Here is an 18,243-nt window from a genome sequence, read left to right as displayed (position 1 = left end):
TATAGACTGCTAGTTCATAATAATATACGCTCATTACAGACAAGGAATATCATATAACATTCGTCCATTCATTTCAATAACAATCGCTTATTATTTGTATTAAAATATTTATGCTGCCCTAGGTGGGGCAGAATGCGACTGTCTAGTGCGGAAATCAATGTTGCACCTAGCTCGCAGTTTATAAAAAAGTAACGAACATATTAGTAATATGTCATTTGAATAAATTGTTTTTATATTGTAGGATTGTTTTAAAATATGTGTTTAATTTTAATTAAAGGTGATGGAATGAACGATAAAAAAAAGAATGTTGTTAAAGTAGCACACCAATTGTTTATTGAAAAAGGTTTCCAGTCTACATCAATTCAAGATATTCTTGATGTTAGTGGAATTGCGAAGGGTACCTTTTATAAATATTTTTCGTCAAAAAACGAGTTATTCACTACTCTTTTCAAAATGATTCTTAAAGAAGTTGAAACGAATCGGAATGAATTATTGATTGGTGAAGATCCTTCTAATATTGAAATATTTATCAAACAAATTGAATTGCAAATGAAATTGAATCAAGTGAATAAGTTAGTTCGACTTTATGAAGAAGTATTCTTTTCGAAAGATAAGGATTTAAAACAATTAGTAAATGCATGGCAAATGAACGAGAGTACATGGCTATACCATCGATTTATTGACCTTTTTGGCGAAGATAAGAAACCTTATTTATTGGACTGTGCTGTCATGTTTGCTGGTATATTGCACTATAATATCCGGTATTACAACAGGATATATGGACCCCAGTCAGATATGGATTACGTTGTTCGCTATTGTGTTGAGCGGATTCGAAAGATGGTTCATGAGATTGCAGAATCTGAGGAACAATTACTTCATCCCGATATTATTAAAAATTGGATAGCTGAAAATGAAAATAAGATGCAAGATTTTCAGGAGAAACTTTATAACACCGTGTTGTCGTTAAAAAGCGATTTAAGTAACTTGGAGGGACAGATGCAATATATTGAATTGCTTGATTTTATTTTGGATGAATTCCAGCATTCAATGAGTCCTCGAAAATTTTTGATTGACAGTGCACTTCTCTCATTGGAAACAGCTGATGGACTGTTTGAGAAAGATGAAATCGAGCCGCTAAAAAAGCTCATCGAAGTCCACCTAGCTTAATGCCAAGCTTCCATTGAAATAAGCGGGCTAACTCCAATGATTGGAGTTAGCTCTTTTTTATAACATGATATAGTTAACCGTTCCGCATCGTTGGTGTTGAATTAATTCCACGACCAAATTTTTCGGGGTTTTTGCTTCTAATGGAAGCTTCTTTCTCATAAACATCCACAAATTCTTCTGAAAATTCATGCTTAAATCCATTAGTATCCGTTGGTTTTGACTTCTTTCTTTTGACATCCCTGTCCATGTTAATACCTCCTGCAAAGATTCTACGTGGATAGTTTGTGTCAAAAGTAAAATATTATCAGTCTGGACGAACTTATTCGGAAACAAGATTAACAAATTCTAATTGACTATTGTCCAATGTAGGTTTGTTTATTATTGATTCAACTGGAAAAATAAATGTCCACGGCATACTAGTTCCTGGTTCAGTTTTTAGGTAGGGAAGTGTAAAGACATTTGCGGCAATCACTTCACCGTTTTCAACGTATTGAAGCATTACCTCTTTAAATACAAATTCCGCATTTGTAGAATTATGGATAAGCACCATTACTAATAGTTCACCTTTATGATTAAATGCTTCCCGAATTCTGCTAAATTCAATCTTGTTGTTTGTGGACGCTTTTGTTTCTAAAAAGACGCGATTAATCAATGTACGATCTTTGTCGGACAAAGCTCTGTCCCATGTTGGTTCATAAAGAAGTTTTTGCATCGGCCGATTCCTTCTTTCATAATTTAGATTAGAAAACTTAAGTTTAGACATGCATCTGGGTGACAGCCTGAGCTGAACTGAGGTAGTATGAAAGTCGTTATATTATCTTATCTATCAATATCAAAAAATGAACCAAATCACAGATCGGGTTCACTTTCGAAAAATTATTTCCGTACTTAATCCTCTAAACGTTTAAAACCCTCTTGCTGGAGGTAGTCCACCGCACCATTATAGGTTGCGTAGGTTCCGTCCAGCTGTTCTCCAGCATAAATATTACATACGTCGAAATCGTAATATACTTTCAGGATCTGTTTATCCGCATTGATCCATGTTTCTTCGATTGGCTCGGGTTCTGTGAGCGAGTTGATAGAATGTTGGATTATCTCCCGAAGCGCTTGTTCATCAAATTCTCGAATGTTTACCATCCCATTCGGTTGGATTGGATAATTACCTTCAATATTCTCTGCATAAACAAATCCATTTCCGTTTGGGTGTAAATGGTAGACAACGATTTTCTTATCAAAAATACTTTCTTCGTAATGGAAATTAACCCGACCTAAGGAAACATCCTTTCGTTGTAATTCAGGGAAAGATTCTATTATCTCTAGTTTCTCATCAAATGTAAGCATAGTACCTCCAAATAGGATGTTTTTTCTTATTTATCCCTATTATACATCAAAAGTTGAATTCTCGATATAATGCTTGTCTTTTATAAATTTCTTTGATACAGTTGATTTAATAGTTAAATACTTCTTATTTTAGATACTTTTAAGTGTGTTCAAAAGGAGGATAAAATTTCCTAGTCTTTTTGAATCACCTCTTTTTTAAAGTAAGGATAGAGGTGCAGAATTCATCAGTACTTATGTGGAAGAGAATGAGCTCTTATGACACATAGGGAAAGGGTAATCTGCCGAAGTAGAAGGATACTCATTATCCTGAAGCTGGGTCTGCGATTGAATAAATGCAGAACTGTCATATAGGGAACAGTACTATATGGGGGGCTATCGTGCTTAGAACTTATATCTATGTTCTATAAAGCAGCAGCGGACTCTCTCGTTGCTGCTTTTTTGGTCCTCCACACCTAAGGGAAAAATAATGAATAGGGTGTGAAGTAAATGAATTTTGGTAATGTATTAACAGCAATGGTAACTCCATTTGATCAGCATGGTGAGGTTGATTTTGAGGCAACGAAAGGTTTAGTCAATCATTTAATAGCAAATGGTTCAGATGGTCTAGTGGTCGCAGGGACAACAGGTGAATCACCAACACTTTCACATAATGAAAAACTTGCATTACTTAAATTAGTCGTAGAAACGGTAAACGGAAGAGTGCCTGTTATTGCAGGAACTGGAACAAACAATACGAAGGAATCTGTCGAATTGACGAAAGAGGCTGAAGCGGCAGGCGTTGACGGTATTATGCTCGTTGTACCATATTATAATAAACCTTCTCAAGAAGGAATGTTTCAACATTTTCGTACGATTGCTGCGGCAACATCACTACCTGTAATGCTTTATAATATTCCAGGACGAAGTGTTGTGAATATGGAGGCAGAAACAATCATTCGACTATCAAGAATAGAAAACATTGTTTCTGTAAAGGAAGCAAGTGGTGATTTAGATCAAGTAGCTGAAATTATTAGTAAAGCTAAAAGTAATTTTAGTGTATATACCGGTGATGATAGCTTGACATTACCAACATTAGCAATTGGTGGAACAGGGGTAATATCGGTCGCATCTCATATTATAGGCAATGAGATGCAGGAAATGGTCCAGCTTTTCAAACAAGGTGATGTGGTAAATGCAGCAGCGCTTCATCGTCATCTATTACCGATAATGAATGAGCTTTTTGCAGCACCAAATCCAACTCCAGTAAAAGCTGGCTTGAATCGAATTGGCGTTGAGGTTGGCTGTGTTCGTTTGCCGCTCGTCCCTTTAACAGATGCACAGCGCGAATCGCTTTACCGTGTGATGGCAGCATACGAAACAAAGAAAGCAGTAGGATATTAAATATTGAATAGGAAGGGGAGGGAGCAATTTTGCTTACTCCTCTTTATTTTTCCAGAAACAGGGTATGTTAAAGCAGAGAAATAGATTAGTGATAGCGAAGCAACTCACCCAAAATATGCAATTGAAGGAAATATACGAAATGAGTCTTGAAAACAAGCCCCAACTTTTTGTAAAGTAGGAGCTTGTTTTGGATTCTAATATACTTTATCACCGTTAAAGATGGAATTTTTCACTACAACATAATCAACGTTGCGAATTGCTTCGAGTTTATTTCCACCTGCGTAAGAAATAGAGGATTGTAAATCTTGCTCCATTTCAATTAATGTATCTTTTAAAGGACCTTTGTACTCTACATACATTTTCTTTCCTTCGACGTTTTTCTTTTCGCCTTTTTGGAATTCCGAAGCAGAGCCAAAGTATTCTTTATAAAGCTTGCCATCTTTCTCTACAGTTTCACCTGGGGATTCTTCATGTCCAGCAAATAGTGAACCTATCATAACCATTGATGCACCGAAACGAACAGATTTTGCAATGTCACCATGGGTACGAATACCACCATCAGCAATAATTGGCTTACTTGCAGCTTTAGCACACCAGCGAAGTGCTGCTAACTGCCATCCACCGGTACCAAAACCAGTTTTAATTTTAGTAATACATACTTTACCAGGGCCGATACCAACCTTCGTTGCGTCTGCACCAGCATTTTCTAATTCTCGAACTGCTTCAGGTGTTCCGACATTACCGGCAATTAAGAAGCTTTCGGGTACATGTTGTTTAATATGTTTAATCATATTGATTACGGCATTTGAATGACCATGCGCAATGTCAATTGTAATGTAATCAGGGATCAGCTTTTCGTTTGCTAATTGCTCAACGAAAGCATACTCCTCCTCTTTCACACCGACACTAATTGATGCGATTAAGCCACGTTCCTGCATATCCTTAATGAATGCAATTCGTTTCTCTGGATTAAAGCGATGCATAATATAAAAATAGCCATTTTCAGCTAAGGTTAATGCTATTTTCTCATCAATAATTGTTTGCATATTTGCAGGGACAACAGGTAATTTAAATGAATGTTTTCCTAATGACACAGTTGTATCACATTCAGAACGACTGTTCACAACACATTTTGCGGGAATTAATTGAATATCTTCGTAATCAAATACATTTTCCATAATATCCACCTCTAAATACGAATAATAATGTTTAACTATATAGTGATTGTTCGTCATTTGCTAATATACATTAATTTCATTTAAAAGTAAAGTATTTGCTTTGTTTCGTAACGATTAATTTACATTACTATTTTGAAACGCTTATTAATGAAGGAATAGAGGTGTCACTATGCTATAATTTTAGGAGAAGTTTCCAGGAGGTGCTTGTATGGACCCTTTAAAAATTATGTTACAGTTGGAAAAAGTTAACCTTCATTATAAACCTATAATAAGTGCAGATACGCAATTAGTTGATGGTTATGAAGTTAGTGCTTATTTTCAAGAAAATGATAGGATGGCTGAACCGCTTGATTGGTTTTTTGAAGATGCATCGATCCCCGATGATTTCCGTCTTGAGTTAACGCACTATATCTATCGAAAGTCACTAGAAGTTTTTGAAGAGCAAAATCAATCCAAAAATCTTTCCATATTTTATGATCTCAGGCTGTTGGACAGTGATAACGGACAATCTTTACTGACCCTCTTGGAATCAGCCGGAATAAAAGGGTTGGATTTAAGTAAAATCATTATCGAAATAAAAGAAGCACATATCCCAGAGCGGATTGATGATATTCGTAAATTCACAACTTATTTGAAAACATTGGGAATCAAGTTGGCTTTAGATGTGGAGCGACGTAATGGCAGTCTTGATCGCTTAGCCATGTTGGCGCCAAATATGATTAAAGTTGATGCGGGATTTTTAAAGGAAGATTCCTTGCCGCATTTATTTCAAGACGTGCATCATTCGCTTGGAATGCTTTCACGAAAAATAGGGGCGGCATTATTGTTTAAAGGGATATCCTCGTATAACCAACTTAATTATGCGTGGAGAAATGGGGGACAATATTATCAAGGGAGTTACCTTAAACAAGCCCAAACGGGTTTTGTGGAAGATGATTGTTGCCAAGCAAAACTCAATGCAGACTTTCAGAACTTTGTCATGTTTGAGAGAAAGAAAGTGAAGGCCCAACTCGATCTAACAAATCGGATTAACGAGACGTTTAAAACAATGCTTCCTGCTCTTAAGCCTGGACTTCCATATGATGAAATGATCTGCTCAATTGGAAAATATTGCAGTGACTTTGTATTTCGGGTATACATTTGTAATGGGGAAGGGATTCAGTTGTCTTCCAATGCAGAGAAAAACAACTTAGAGGAATGGGAACTACATCAGGAGGGAAGGAATAAGAACTGGAGTTGGCGTCCTTATTTCTTTGAAAATATTATGCGAATGAATGTTGAGAAGAAAGGGATATTATCCGATTTATATACAGATATCGAAAAGACGGAATTAATTCGAACATATTCCTATCCAATCTCTGAAACACTTTATGTTTTTCTTGATATTCCTTATGGATATTTATACGAACAGGATGGATTGTTATGAGATTTAGTTAGACAGGATATATTGGTTTAACTGATATTCAGTATTCAACAGAACTCTGGGAGTGCTACCTATGAATATAAAAATTGAATTAACATATAAAACAGCAAAAGGTACGGAAGCGATATTCGTTTCGGATGAAATGCGAGTAGAAAAGGCAATATTAATTGCGGAAGATCTAGAAAAAACAGGACGGGCAAAAATCCTATCCTTTATTGATCGTCTTGAAAATAGATGGACAATGAAGGAACTGAATAAATACATGCAGGGTATCCAAACTGAACCACATAATGTAACGGTATATTTTGATGGTGGATTTGATTTGAAATCGAAAAAGTCTGGTCTCGGGTGTGCTATTTACTACGAACAAAATGGGAAAAACTTTCGACAAAGAATTAATGCCGCTGTTGAGGAGCTTGAAACAAATAATGAAGCAGAATACGCTGCCTTCCACCTTGGATTACAAGAAGTTGAGCTTTTAGGTGTTCACCATCTCCCCGTTACTTTTGTTGGTGACTCTCTCGTCGTCATCAATCAACTAAACGGTGAATGGCCAGTTTACGAAGCAGAATTATCGAAATGGATTGATCGAATTGAAGAACAATTGGAACGATTAGGCATTACCCCTGAATATGAAATCGTCTCACGGAAGAAAAATAAAGAAGCAGACCATCTAGCGACTCAAGCGTTGAATGGGATTGAAATTAGGAGTACGGTAGAGATTGATAAAGAAAAATAAATATACAATGCTTCTAAGCTGCGATTAATGATGTTTTAAGATGATGCGTTGATATAAATTGCGAATTAGGGCAATGTTGATTTTCACTCCGGATAGTTGCTTTCCTTGGGCGACTCGCATGTACAGACCGATAATATATAAGATAGCAATTGCTCAAACCTAGCGAAGGAAATACACGTAGACTCCTGCGGGAGGAAAGGCCTCGGTGAGACTCTGAAGTGCGATAGCACAAAGAGGATCGCCAGCCGCCCGCGGAAAGCGTAGTGTATTTCCGTAGCGGTCGGTCCATGAGAAATCTTCTGCCGGATGTACGAGCTAAAATCAAAAGGAGAACTAGGATTTCTCATGACCCAAGCTTACGTGTAGTCGCAGTTATTCACTTTACTAATAAGAGACAACGCCATATTTGTTGTGTTTAAAGATAGAATATATTATCATTTATAGTATTCGTTTTCATAAAAATTTTATTGTGAAAAGCATCACGTGATATATTACTAAATTGGTTAAAAACGTTATATAAAAGAAATAGTCATACAGAAAGTAAAGGAGAAATAGCGATGAAAATTGGAATAGATAAAATCGGCTTTTTTACACCCCATTTATATGTAGATATGAACAAATTGGCAGTTGCTAGAAACGTGGAACCAGCAAAATTTACGATCGGAATTGGACAGGAAAAGATGGCAGTTGCTCCGGTAACTCAGGATTCCGTTACATTAGCAGCAAATGCAGCATTGGAAATTTTGGATGAAAATGATAAAGAAAAGATTGATTTCGTTATTTTTGGTACAGAATCAGGAATCGACCACTCAAAATCTGCAGCGGTTTATGTCCATCATTTATTAGGGATAAATCCGCAAGCACGGTCAATTGAATTAAAGCAGGCTTGTTATGGTGCGACTGCTGCAATTCAAATGGCGAAGGGACATATTGCTTTAAATCCTGAGAGTAAGGTGCTCGTACTTGGCTCGGATATTGCTAGGTATGGCCTAAACACCTCTGGAGAATCAACACAAGGTGCAGGTGCTGTTGCAATTGTCATTAGTGCAGAACCAAAAATTATGGAATTAGAAGATCAAAGTGCCTATTTGACAGCGGATATTATGGATTTCTGGCGCCCAACTTACTCAGATCAAGCATATGTTGATGGCAAATTTTCAAATGAACAGTATATTGCATTCTTCTCAAACGTTTGGAAAGCCTATAAGGAAAAAACAGGTCATTCAATCGAGGATTTTGAAGCAATTTGCTATCATCTTCCATATACGAAAATGGGTCTTAAAGCATTAAGAACCATTTTGGAAGAAGGAAGTGAGGCAGATCAAGATCGCTTGTTAGCAAACTATGAGATTAGTAAGTCATATAATAAAAATGTAGGTAACATCTATACTGGAGCATTATATTTAAGCTTGCTATCCCTCCTAGAACAGAAAGAAGACTTAGAAGCTGGATCAAGAATTGGCTTATTCAGCTATGGATCTGGTGCTGTCGGAGAGTTCTTTACAGGAATACTGCAGCCCGATTTTAAAGCAAATTTACATGTTGAAAGCCATACGAAATTATTTGCTTCAAGAAAAGAAGTAAGTGTAGCAGAATATGAGGGAATTTTCCAAGAAACCTTACCAGTTGATGGCTCAACTATCGAGCTGGATATTGAGAAGGATCCTGCAACAATATGCTTATCTGGTATGGCAGACCATATGCGATTATATGTAAACAAAGAAAGATAGATTCGAAGCTATTATATAAAAAAACGCTAATACCCTGTGAACAGTCATCTCTCACAGGGTATTAACTATAGTAATGGTGCCTTACCCTATTTGTTTCCGGTATTTATTTAACTTTGGACGATGATTGTTAAAGGCTTGCTGCTTCTGAAGCGAAAATCAACTTTATGTCTAGAAAATTTAGATTGAAAAGCCTTTAGGATATAACTATAATAGGTTTGTATGAAAAGCAAAAGCATAAGAATAAAGAGAATGTTTACATCATATTGTTATAAGAGCTTCGATTTATTCATTAACTAGTAGAGGTGCGAAAAATGGAATTCAATATCGGTCCCCGCATGGTAAAAACGGGCCTTGCAGTTACGTTAACATTAATCATTACAGCGATGCTTGGGCTGGAGTTAGAATTGGTAGCGGCGATTGCTGCTGTACTTGCAATGCAGCCCTCAATAATGCGCACCTACGACTATCTTAAAGAAGTTATTATTTCAAATAGTATTGGATCTGTCTTTGCTATCCTAGGTACGCTCCTACTAGGAAATCATCCACTTTCGGTTGGAGCGGTTGTGATTATTTCAATCGCAATTAATATCAAGCTCGGCTTGAATAAAACCGTCAGTTTGACCGTATTGACAATTGTCACGTTAATGCTAGCAACTAGTGATGGAATTAGCTTTCTCTATATTGTTCAACGGTTATCGCTGGTAACGATTGGGGTACTTTCAGCATTAATTACGAATGTACTTGTGTTTCCGCCCGATCATCAGAGAAATTTATTTAGAATCATTAAAAAAGCAAGCGAGAAAACAAACTTTTTGTTGCGCGTTATTCCAAACGAGACAATGAACGTGCCACAAATGAAGGAAGAAGATCGACAAATAGAAAATTTAATTAACGATGCAAAGAATTATTATGAAATAATTTCCGACGAGCGTAATAGTCTTATAATCAAAAATAAGCTTCGTTTTTTAAGAAATGTGATCATTTATAAGCATATGATCCGAGTATTGATTAAAAAGCAAACCTTGATTCGAGAGCTTGAGAAGAATATTAAAGAGATCGAGGCAATTCAAAGCCATAAAGCATATCTGATTAAGAAATTAGTAAAAGAAATTAATAATTACAGTGAAAATATTGTCCTCTTATATGAAAATAAAATCATCTTAGATAAAGATTTACAAAAAGAAACGAAGGCTGCAATGCAAGTAACAATAAATAATCTGATTGAGGAACTACAGGGCTCTGAGTTTGATAAATGGACCTTTGTTTTTCCTATCGCCAATAGCATTGTAGAATTATTCTTTGAGCTTGATAAATTGGAGAGACTTGTAAGGATAAAAGAGGCGAAGGAAGATAGAAGTTAAGGTAAATCATTACGGCTTTAATGTGTGAAGTAGCAAAATTTATAGTATAGAGCTGCTTCAGATATATCATCGTATTTACCTGTCTTTCGAATTAGGATTTGTAGTAAAAACCATTCCTTATATTCCTTACTCTCCATATAGTCCTAGCTCATTAGCGTGCCATTTTAGGCTAAATCACAGATTGGCACGTTTTTCGATAAAATTCCTGGGTGAGTGTAAGTGAACAGAAACAAAATGACGTGTAGCAAAAGCATTCACACGTCATTTTCAATCCACTATTTAAAAAATCTTCTTTCTGTCTCGTTCTTCTATTAAGATTTCAACGGCCTCTCGAAATCTTAGTGAATGAATAATCTCTCTTTCCCGCAAGAATTTTAAGCCATCATTTAAATCGGGATCATCTGAAAGATTAATAATCCATTGATATGTTGCACGGGCTTTCTCTTCGGCAGCAATGTCTTCATACAAATCAGCAATTGGATCCCCTTTTGCAGTGATATAAGCGGCAGTCCATGGTGTCCCTGCTGCATTTTCATAGTAGAGTGCTTTATCATGATTCGAATAATGTGCTCCAAGACCAGCCGCTTTCATCTGTTCAGGGGTTGCATCTTTTGTGAGCTTATAGACCATCGTGGCAATCATTTCAAGATGAGCAAATTCTTCTGTGCCAATATCGGTTAATAGGCCTACCACTTTATCTGGTATCGAGTAACGTTGATTTAAATAGCGTAATGCGGCAGATAACTCACCGTCTGCTCCACCGTACTGTTCGATTAAGAATTTCGCTAGCATTGGATTACACTCGGATACTTTTACCGGATATTGGAGCTTTTTTTCATAATACCACAAACGATTCTCCTCCCATCTAATTCAGTAGGACTCCAATTATACTTGCCATGGCCACGGCGTATTGCCCCAATCAAATGGATAATTTGAGTAACTCGCACCGAATCCCATTAAGGGACCAAATTGTTGTTCGAAATTTATTTTTAATTCCCTGCTTCTTTGTGAAAAGTTATTAAATTGTTCAATGGCATCATAATCATCTGGGTGGGTATCTAAATAAAGATTTAATTCCAATAAGACAAAATCAACTTCCTGAATTTCTCTAAGCAGCTGGTAAAATTCTTTAGGAACCTGCTTAGCCATCCTGCTCCCCCCATTTATGTGGATTTGGATAAGGGCTGAAGAGTTCGGGCCATAGTGTCCCATGATGCAATGCTTCTCTGGGCGTTTGAAATTGTGCAAGTCCTGTTGGTTGAAAGGTCATATAAAGGTTCGGGGGCGTGGAATAGCTTTTGATTCGTATTGGCGGACATGGATCAAAGGGGCTAACATAAGGTTCCCAGTATTTAAATTGTGTGGACATAAGATCCTCCTTCCGTTTATTGCATTCTTTCTATATGTATGGGGATAGGGCAGGTCCTATTCATCTATTAAAAACTTGTCGTTTATTTTACTTTCGATAGATGAACAATTGTAAAATCGCCCAATCATCAATTAAAATGCAATTTTGGAAAATCGTTCATCTTTTTTAAAAGAAATACACACTATAAAAATTAGTTTTGCACTTTTGACTAAATCTTGCTAATCGACTATCTTAAATAAAGGCCGAGAAAGATTATATTCTCTGCGACTAGTTAGTGACCAATCATATTCCAAGTTGCATAGTAGAGTAAAAAATAACCAAGCTTATAGAAAATGGTCTGAGATAACAACTTGAGCGAATCGATAAGGCGCCCATCATGTTAAAATATAACTAGATGAATGTTTGATATGTGTTTCTAAACTAAAATAATTGTTTACTATAATACTAGAAATGAAAGGGGAAAGGTTAATGAAATTTTTCCATACAGCTGATTGGCATTTAGGAAAATTAGTGCAAGGTGTATATATGACAGAGGACCAACGATTTATATTAGAGCAATTCATCGACATGATTAAAAAAGAGAAGCCGGATGCGGTAATTGTAGCCGGGGATCTATATGATCGTGCGGTCCCACCGACAGATGCGGTTCATTTACTGGATGAGGTGCTGGAAAAAATCGTGATTGATTTACAAACACCAGTCTTAGCTGTAGCGGGTAATCATGACAGTCCTGGAAGATTAAATTTTGGCAGCAGTATCATGAAGAAAAATGGGCTGCATATTGTTGGAAATTTCACTAAGGAGATCGAACCTATTATATTTCATGATGAATTCGGGGAAGTACAATTTCATCTTATTCCATATTGTGACCCAAGTGTAGTACGGAATGTCTTAGAGGATGACGAGATTCGTACGCATAATGATGCAGCAAGAGAGATTGTTGAGCGTATTCAGAAAAAGATGGATCCTGCTAGCCGTCATATATATGTTGGACATGCATTTGTCACACCATTCGGCGAGGTTGAGGAGAATACGAGTGATTCAGAGCGTCCGTTGTCAATTGGTGGGGCAGAATATGTCGATGCCCATCATTTCGAACCGTTTCATTATACAGCACTAGGTCATTTGCATCAGGCACATCATGTATTGGCTGAAAAGATTCGTTATTCCGGTTCGATTTTAAAATACTCCATTTCGGAAGAAAACCATAAAAAGGGCTTCCATATTGTAGAGATGGATGCGGACGGAAACGTATCAATTGAAAAGAGATTACTCATTCCAAAACGTGATATGAGAACGGTTGAAGCAACATTGGATGATCTACTGAAACAACCGATAAATGAGGATTATGTATTTATTAAATTACTGGACGAGACTCCAGTTTTATCACCAATGGAGAAAGTTCGTTCTGTTTATCCAAATGCTATGCATGTCGAGCGTAAAAACTATACGTTAACGACAATGCGTACGGTAGGAAACGCATCGGAGAGCCGAAGCAAATTAAGTGATATTGATCTATTTAAAGCGTTCTATAAGGAAGTTAAAGGTGCGGAGGCAACTGGAGAAACAGAGTCAATATTTATCGAAGTTCTTGATGAGCTTCTAAAAGAGGAGAACGAAACAGGCGAAAGTACGAAAAAAACAGAAGTAATTTCATAGAAAACTAAGATTAAATGGAGTCTTTTTTTGACAGCTTTAGTTGAACTTATGTAGTGGAAATAGAGAGGGGAATCTAGATTGAAACCACTAAAATTAACGTTGATAGCATTTGGTCCATATAAAAGTAAAGAAATAATAGATTTCACTGAACTAGGGGAAAATAGATTATTTGTTATTTCCGGAAATACTGGTGCAGGGAAAACGACGATTTTCGATGCTATCTGTTTTGCTTTATATGGAAGTGCAAGTGGAACGGATCGCGAGGATAATCGAATGCTTCGCAGTGATTTTGCTGACGATAATACGAATACAGCGGTAGAACTGGAATTTGAATTAAGTGGTAAAGTATTTCGTGTGCTTCGCCAATTAGGCCACGTTAAGCAAGGAAATAAGTCGAAAACAGGGGAACGATATGAATTTTTTGAACAACGGGATGGTAAAGAGATTCCTTGTGTTGATCGACAAATCGTTTCGGAAATCGATAAGAAAATAGAATCAATTATTGGTCTCACACAGGACCAATTTAAACAAATTGTCATGCTGCCACAGGGAGAGTTTCGCAAATTACTAACCTCCAAAACAGAAAATAAAGAAGCGATCTTAAGAAGATTGTTTAAAACAGAGAATTACAAGCATTTGAATGAGCTATTAAGAAATAAAAAGAATAAAGTCGAGCAAGATTTTAATAAAATAAAGCAAACAAGAGATCATTATATTCAGAACATCATGAGCGTCTTGCCGAAACGTGAGGATTCATCTTTATTTAATGTGCTTACATCAGAATACTATAACGTCAATCAAGTTATTGCAGGACTAGAAAAAGAGATTCAATTTTATCTTGGGAAAATTGAGCTTGACCAACAAAAATATGAAGAAGCATATCATTCACATGATAAGAAGCAAACTGCTTTTCATCAAGCAAAAGCAATAAATGAGCGGTTTACTGAGTTGGATCATAAAGAAAACCAGCTAAAGGAGCAGCAGGCACAAGTTCCACATTTTGCTAAAAGGGAGGAACAGCTGGAAGCGGCAGAACGTGCGAATACAATTGAGATTTTTGAAAAACATCTTGAAGAACTGCGAACCGAGGAAAAGGCAAAACAAAGAAATATAGCACTAGTAGAAGAAACGAAGAAAAAAGTGGAGCTAAATTTTTCAAAAGCAGAAGAACGGTATAAATTGGAAGAAAGTAATCAGGAAAAAAGAGAATTTGTAAGTAAACAGCTAGAACAATTAAATGATCATTTACCAATTGTGAAGGATATTGATGATCGAAAAAAGCATTTACAAACACTCGAAAATAAAGGGAAGCAAACTCTACATGACTTGAATAAAGCAAAAGAAGTCCTAAAGGTAAAACGGGACGAGCTTGAAGCATATCAGGAAAAAATTAAAGTGAATGATAATGCAGTAAGCCAATTACACGAAAAACAACAAACCTTACAAGTTATGCGTGAAAAAGTAAAAGTGTTGATGGCATACCGAAAGCTGAAGGATGCCCAAGACAAGTTTGAGAAAGATGTCCAAACAAAGAAAGGACTTTTCGAACAACATAAAGCATCTTATCAGCAGGCAGAAGGTTCATGGTTAAATAATCAAGCAATCGTATTGGCGGAACATTTGCATGATGGTGAAGCTTGTCCAGTCTGTGGAAGTTTGGAACATCCGAATAAAGCAGTTACAGCAACGGATGTGGTGACTAGAGAACAGCTGGATATATTGAAGCGTGACTTAGATAATGTAGATCGTGAATACCGTGATGCCACAGTTGGACTACGAGCAAATCAGGCACAGCTAGAGGAGAAGGAACATGAGGTTCGTTCATTTAATATTGCGTTGCAGGATGTAGCGGTTGCTATTGAGCAGTTAACATTAGATGGGAAACGATTAGGTGAGGAAGAGAAGCAATTAATTGAACTTCGCGACCAGCTTAAGAAAATGAAAGAAGTTCAAGAAAAATTAACTTCGGAAATAAAACAGTTAGAGCCAAGAAAAGACGAAATTGAAAAGTCATATTATGAGTTGAAAACAACTTATAAGAGTGATGTTGCAGTATATGAAGATAGAATAAAGAAAATTCCGGAAGAGGTTAGAGTTTTAGCGGAATTAGAAAAGCAAATCAGTGAAAAGCATGTCCTTAAATTAGCAATGCAAAAGGCTTGGGAAGAAGCACAAGCCAATTACCAAAAAGCAAAAGAAGAGCAGACGCGAATAGTGGCTGACCTTTCCAACGCAATGAAGCAATTACAAGAAACGAAGGAAAAGCGTGAACGGTCTGAAAACCAATTTAAGGAAGCACTAACTAATGCTAAATTCGAGTCGGTTGACGCATATTCTCAAGCCAAGCTTCCAGAAGAAGAACAGCAAAAATGGAAGGATGCAATTAAGCAATTTAATCAACTTCTCACTACTTTAATGCAACAAGTAAATGAATTAAAAGATTCACTTAAGGAGAAGACGAAGATAGACTTAACTACTCTTGAGCAAGAATTAGCGCAACTAAAGCAGGCATACGAGTATACATTCCAACAGTTGAATCTGTCGAAGGAAAATAATCAGCAAGCTGCCATGTTAAAGGAAAGTATTACCAATGCCCAAACTGAAGTAGAGAAAGAGGAAAAGCAACTAGCCACAATCGCGGAATTATATGATGTGATGCGAGGGCATAACAATATGAAACTCTCATTTGAACGATACTTACAAATTGAGTACTTGGAACAAATTATCGATGCTGCAAATGGTCGTTTACGTGGACTATCAAATGGACAATTTTACTTAATGCGTAGTGATCGTCAAGAAACGCATGGCAGACAGAGTGGTTTGGCATTAGATGTTTATGATGCCTATACCGGACAGGCGCGTGATGTAAAAACCTTATCTGGTGGAGAGAAGTTTAATGCTTCACTTTCATTGGCTCTCGGAATGTCGGATGTCATTCAAAGCTTCCAAGGCAATATTTCCATTGATACGATGTTTATTGATGAGGGCTTCGGTTCGTTAGATGAGGAATCTCTAACAAAGGCAATTGACGCATTAATTGACCTGCAGCAATCAGGAAGAATGATTGGTGTCATTTCCCATGTTGGTGAACTGAAAGCCATGTTCCCAGCAATGCTTGAGGTTAAGAAGACGAAGGAAGGCTACAGCCAGGCGAAGTTTATTATGAAATAAATTGTGTTTTTTTAGATGGAAGTGAAATCAAAGAACGAAAAAAAATTTCAGATATCGAAGACCAAATTGCTACGATACAGAAGGATTGATAAATAAAAATGTTGAGAGGTTCACATTCAGATAAGTATGTGAACCTCATTATTATCAAATTAAAAAGTCGTAATGTTAATTCCATATCTATCTATCTTTTTATAAAGCGTCATTCTAGAAATTCCAAGTTTCCTAGCTGTAGCAGACTTATTTCCATTCATTTCTATTAGTGTCTCCTCGATTAATTGTATTTCTAAGTGATCGATTTGACGAGGTAATTTCTTTGCTTCGGTCAATTCGACCCCATAATAAGAATTAGATCCATTTTGTTGAAAAAATCGCGAGATATCTTGCTTTTGAATAACCGAAGTATCTGATAGGATAATTATTCTTTCCATCACATTCCTTAGTTCCCGAACATTTCCTGGCCAATGATAGCCAAGGAGAAATTGATATGCATCCGCTTCTAATTTTGGACTAGTGACTTGATATTTTACAGCAAATTGATTTAGGAAGTAGTTTGCTAACTCATAAATATCGGTAAGGCGATTTCGTAAAGGTGGCATCGTAATCTGAATCACATTTAGTCGGTAATATAGATCACTGCGGAATTTTTTCTCTTTCATTAGTTCATCTAGGTCCTGATTTGTTGCGGCAACGAAGCGAACATTAATCTTTTTCCCAGAGGAATCACCAATTCGATAGACAACATTTTCTTGTAGAACACGAAGCAGCTTGACCTGCATTTCTAATGGAAGTTCACCAACCTCATCGAGAAATATGGTGCCGCCATCTGCCATTTCAATTTTTCCAGCTTTGCCATTTTTATCGGCACCCGTAAAGGATCCGCTTTCATAACCGAATAGCTCACTTTCAAATAAAGCATTAGGAATGGCTCCGCAATTGACGGGAATAAACGGTCCGCCATTTATTAAGCTTGCTTCATGAATGGCACGTGCGCAGATTTCCTTCCCAGTCCCACTTTCTCCGAGTATAAGAGTAGTTGCATTAGTCTTCGCTGCTTTATTTGCAATTTGAATCGTTTGCTTTAATGCTGGACTGCTTCCCTTTAACTTAGAGAAGGGGGTATCCTCGTTGTTCGTTATGACCTTTTGTCGTAGTTCATATAATTCGGATGAGGTGTGTGCTAGGTTATCATTTAATCTCACGATTTGTGAAATGTCTCGTTCAATGGATACTGCACCAATTATTTCATTTTCACCATTAAAAATAGGCGATGCATTGATGACAACATGTGTATCGTTTCTAGGCTGATGATACATATTTTTCACGGCCTCTTTTGTTCGCAGCACTTTAAGCACCATTAAATCATCATTATGGAAAAACGCATCAATTGGTTTATGAAGTATTTCTGACTGTTCGATATTGTACGTTTTTACTGCTGCAATATTCCAGTAAATTACCTCCATCTTCTCATTGACAACAGTAATGGCATCATCTTCCGTAGCTAATATTGCATCAAGATAGTATTGGGACATCGACACATCAAGTAACCTCCCGAAATCTGTATTGTTTATATACAGTATGTTTACAACATTGTAAATATACTTTACAACTATTATAAAATAATTCCTCAGTTTTACAATTGGAATGTTGAGCATTGAAATAATTAAATGTTCCACTCATGGAAAACGCTAAAAGAATGCTGTACTTGAATAATGTTGGCATGATTCT

Annotated in this window: 16 protein-coding genes and 1 riboswitch; of the genes, 8 read left to right on the top strand and 8 right to left on the bottom strand. The window is 36.7% G+C overall.

All coding sequences use genetic code 11. The annotated features are described in order from the left end of the window. Positions 1-285 precede the first annotated feature (285 nt). Positions 286-1,167, top strand: a complete 882-nt coding sequence (locus CWR45_RS08180) for a TetR/AcrR family transcriptional regulator (protein WP_115749416.1) — start codon at positions 286-288, stop codon at positions 1,165-1,167. Between the two features lie 73 nt (positions 1,168-1,240). Here the strand turns inward: CWR45_RS08180 and CWR45_RS19785 are convergent, their stop codons facing one another. From CWR45_RS19785 to CWR45_RS08170, 3 genes are all read right to left on the bottom strand, one after another. After that, positions 1,241-1,414: a hypothetical protein gene (locus tag CWR45_RS19785; RefSeq protein ID WP_170138821.1), complete on the bottom strand. Its 174-nt coding sequence runs from the start codon at positions 1,412-1,414 to the stop codon at positions 1,241-1,243. 72 nt (positions 1,415-1,486) lie between these two features. Further along, positions 1,487-1,879 (bottom strand): SLAP domain-containing protein, encoded by a 393-nt coding sequence (locus tag CWR45_RS08175; RefSeq protein ID WP_115749382.1) that lies wholly within the window; start codon positions 1,877-1,879, stop codon positions 1,487-1,489. Between the two features lie 176 nt (positions 1,880-2,055). Then, a complete protein-coding gene (locus CWR45_RS08170) occupies positions 2,056-2,508 on the bottom strand; it encodes a hypothetical protein (RefSeq protein WP_115749381.1) in 453 nt (150 codons plus the stop codon). 199 nt (positions 2,509-2,707) lie between these two features. Beyond that, positions 2,708-2,891, top strand: a riboswitch (Lysine riboswitch). Between the two features lie 103 nt (positions 2,892-2,994). Between CWR45_RS08170 and dapA the strand changes: the two genes are divergently transcribed. Beyond that, positions 2,995-3,888, top strand: a complete 894-nt coding sequence (gene dapA / locus CWR45_RS08165) for a 4-hydroxy-tetrahydrodipicolinate synthase (RefSeq protein WP_115749380.1) — start codon at positions 2,995-2,997, stop codon at positions 3,886-3,888. A gap of 194 nt (positions 3,889-4,082) precedes the next feature. Here dapA and guaC read toward each other — a convergent pair whose 3' ends face one another. Continuing rightward, positions 4,083-5,066, bottom strand: coding sequence for a GMP reductase (gene guaC / locus CWR45_RS08160; protein WP_115749379.1), 984 nt, complete (start codon positions 5,064-5,066; stop codon positions 4,083-4,085). Between the two features lie 208 nt (positions 5,067-5,274). Between guaC and CWR45_RS08155 the strand changes: the two genes are divergently transcribed. The 4 genes from CWR45_RS08155 to CWR45_RS08140 all read left to right on the top strand — a co-directional run bounded on the left by CWR45_RS08155 (position 5,275) and on the right by CWR45_RS08140 (position 10,319). Continuing rightward, on the top strand, positions 5,275-6,492 hold the full coding sequence (locus CWR45_RS08155; protein ID WP_115749378.1) for an EAL domain-containing protein: 1,218 nt from the start codon (positions 5,275-5,277) through the stop codon (positions 6,490-6,492). A 70-nt stretch (positions 6,493-6,562) separates the two neighbouring features. Next, positions 6,563-7,228, top strand: a complete 666-nt coding sequence (locus CWR45_RS08150; RefSeq protein ID WP_115749377.1) for a reverse transcriptase-like protein — start codon at positions 6,563-6,565, stop codon at positions 7,226-7,228. A gap of 557 nt (positions 7,229-7,785) precedes the next feature. Continuing rightward, positions 7,786-8,958, top strand: a complete 1,173-nt coding sequence (locus CWR45_RS08145; protein WP_115749376.1) for a hydroxymethylglutaryl-CoA synthase — start codon at positions 7,786-7,788, stop codon at positions 8,956-8,958. Positions 8,959-9,269: 311 nt separating this feature from the next. Continuing rightward, positions 9,270-10,319: an FUSC family protein gene (locus tag CWR45_RS08140; protein WP_115749375.1), complete on the top strand. Its 1,050-nt coding sequence runs from the start codon at positions 9,270-9,272 to the stop codon at positions 10,317-10,319. 279 nt (positions 10,320-10,598) lie between these two features. Here CWR45_RS08140 and CWR45_RS08135 read toward each other — a convergent pair whose 3' ends face one another. The 3 genes from CWR45_RS08135 to CWR45_RS08125 are packed head-to-tail and all read right to left on the bottom strand — an operon-like array spanning position 10,599 to position 11,688. Further along, positions 10,599-11,168 (bottom strand): manganese catalase family protein, encoded by a 570-nt coding sequence (locus CWR45_RS08135; RefSeq protein ID WP_115749374.1) that lies wholly within the window; start codon positions 11,166-11,168, stop codon positions 10,599-10,601. Positions 11,169-11,204: 36 nt separating this feature from the next. Continuing rightward, on the bottom strand, positions 11,205-11,468 hold the full coding sequence (locus CWR45_RS08130; protein ID WP_115749373.1) for a spore coat protein CotJB: 264 nt from the start codon (positions 11,466-11,468) through the stop codon (positions 11,205-11,207). After that, positions 11,461-11,688 (bottom strand): spore coat associated protein CotJA, encoded by a 228-nt coding sequence (locus CWR45_RS08125; protein ID WP_115749372.1) that lies wholly within the window; start codon positions 11,686-11,688, stop codon positions 11,461-11,463. The genes CWR45_RS08130 and CWR45_RS08125 overlap by 8 nt, the downstream gene beginning before the upstream one ends. Before the next feature lie 468 nt (positions 11,689-12,156). Here CWR45_RS08125 and CWR45_RS08120 point away from each other — a divergent pair, with 468 nt between their 5' ends. Together CWR45_RS08120 and CWR45_RS08115 are read left to right on the top strand one after the other, a co-directional pair. Further along, complete coding sequence (locus tag CWR45_RS08120; RefSeq protein WP_115749371.1) at positions 12,157-13,347, top strand: exonuclease SbcCD subunit D; 1,191 nt, start codon at positions 12,157-12,159, stop codon at positions 13,345-13,347. 78 nt (positions 13,348-13,425) lie between these two features. Next, positions 13,426-16,518 carry an AAA family ATPase gene (locus CWR45_RS08115; protein ID WP_115749370.1) on the top strand — a complete coding sequence of 1,031 codons (3,093 nt, stop codon included), beginning with the start codon at positions 13,426-13,428 and terminating at the stop codon, positions 16,516-16,518. Between the two features lie 149 nt (positions 16,519-16,667). Here CWR45_RS08115 and CWR45_RS08110 read toward each other — a convergent pair whose 3' ends face one another. Then, positions 16,668-18,047, bottom strand: a complete 1,380-nt coding sequence (locus tag CWR45_RS08110; protein WP_115749415.1) for a sigma-54 interaction domain-containing protein — start codon at positions 18,045-18,047, stop codon at positions 16,668-16,670. Between the last annotated feature and the right edge of the window lie 196 nt (positions 18,048-18,243).

Source organism: Oceanobacillus chungangensis, assembly GCF_003369565.1.
Classification (GTDB): domain Bacteria; phylum Bacillota; class Bacilli; order Bacillales; family Amphibacillaceae; genus Oceanobacillus; species Oceanobacillus chungangensis.
The sequence above is the reverse complement of the archived record's forward strand: the minus strand, read 5'-3'. Positions and strand labels throughout refer to the sequence as shown.

What these genes read in the sequence shown, in the direction of transcription:
- CWR45_RS08145 (WP_115749376.1), top strand. Translation starts at nt 7,786, where the DNA reads ATGAAAATTGGAATAGATAAAATCGGCTTTTTTACACCCCATTTATAT.
- CWR45_RS08170 (WP_115749381.1), bottom strand. Translation starts at nt 2,508, where the DNA reads ATGCTTACATTTGATGAGAAACTAGAGATAATAGAATCTTTCCCTGAA.
- CWR45_RS08110 (WP_115749415.1), bottom strand. Translation starts at nt 18,047, where the DNA reads ATGTCCCAATACTATCTTGATGCAATATTAGCTACGGAAGATGATGCC.
- CWR45_RS08155 (WP_115749378.1), top strand. Translation starts at nt 5,275, where the DNA reads ATGGACCCTTTAAAAATTATGTTACAGTTGGAAAAAGTTAACCTTCAT.
- CWR45_RS08175 (WP_115749382.1), bottom strand. Translation starts at nt 1,879, where the DNA reads ATGCAAAAACTTCTTTATGAACCAACATGGGACAGAGCTTTGTCCGAC.
- CWR45_RS08120 (WP_115749371.1), top strand. Translation starts at nt 12,157, where the DNA reads ATGAAATTTTTCCATACAGCTGATTGGCATTTAGGAAAATTAGTGCAA.
- dapA (WP_115749380.1), top strand. Translation starts at nt 2,995, where the DNA reads ATGAATTTTGGTAATGTATTAACAGCAATGGTAACTCCATTTGATCAG.
- CWR45_RS08150 (WP_115749377.1), top strand. Translation starts at nt 6,563, where the DNA reads ATGAATATAAAAATTGAATTAACATATAAAACAGCAAAAGGTACGGAA.
- CWR45_RS08125 (WP_115749372.1), bottom strand. Translation starts at nt 11,688, where the DNA reads ATGTCCACACAATTTAAATACTGGGAACCTTATGTTAGCCCCTTTGAT.
- CWR45_RS08180 (WP_115749416.1), top strand. Translation starts at nt 286, where the DNA reads ATGAACGATAAAAAAAAGAATGTTGTTAAAGTAGCACACCAATTGTTT.
- guaC (WP_115749379.1), bottom strand. Translation starts at nt 5,066, where the DNA reads ATGGAAAATGTATTTGATTACGAAGATATTCAATTAATTCCCGCAAAA.
- CWR45_RS08130 (WP_115749373.1), bottom strand. Translation starts at nt 11,468, where the DNA reads ATGGCTAAGCAGGTTCCTAAAGAATTTTACCAGCTGCTTAGAGAAATT.
- CWR45_RS19785 (WP_170138821.1), bottom strand. Translation starts at nt 1,414, where the DNA reads ATGGACAGGGATGTCAAAAGAAAGAAGTCAAAACCAACGGATACTAAT.
- CWR45_RS08140 (WP_115749375.1), top strand. Translation starts at nt 9,270, where the DNA reads ATGGAATTCAATATCGGTCCCCGCATGGTAAAAACGGGCCTTGCAGTT.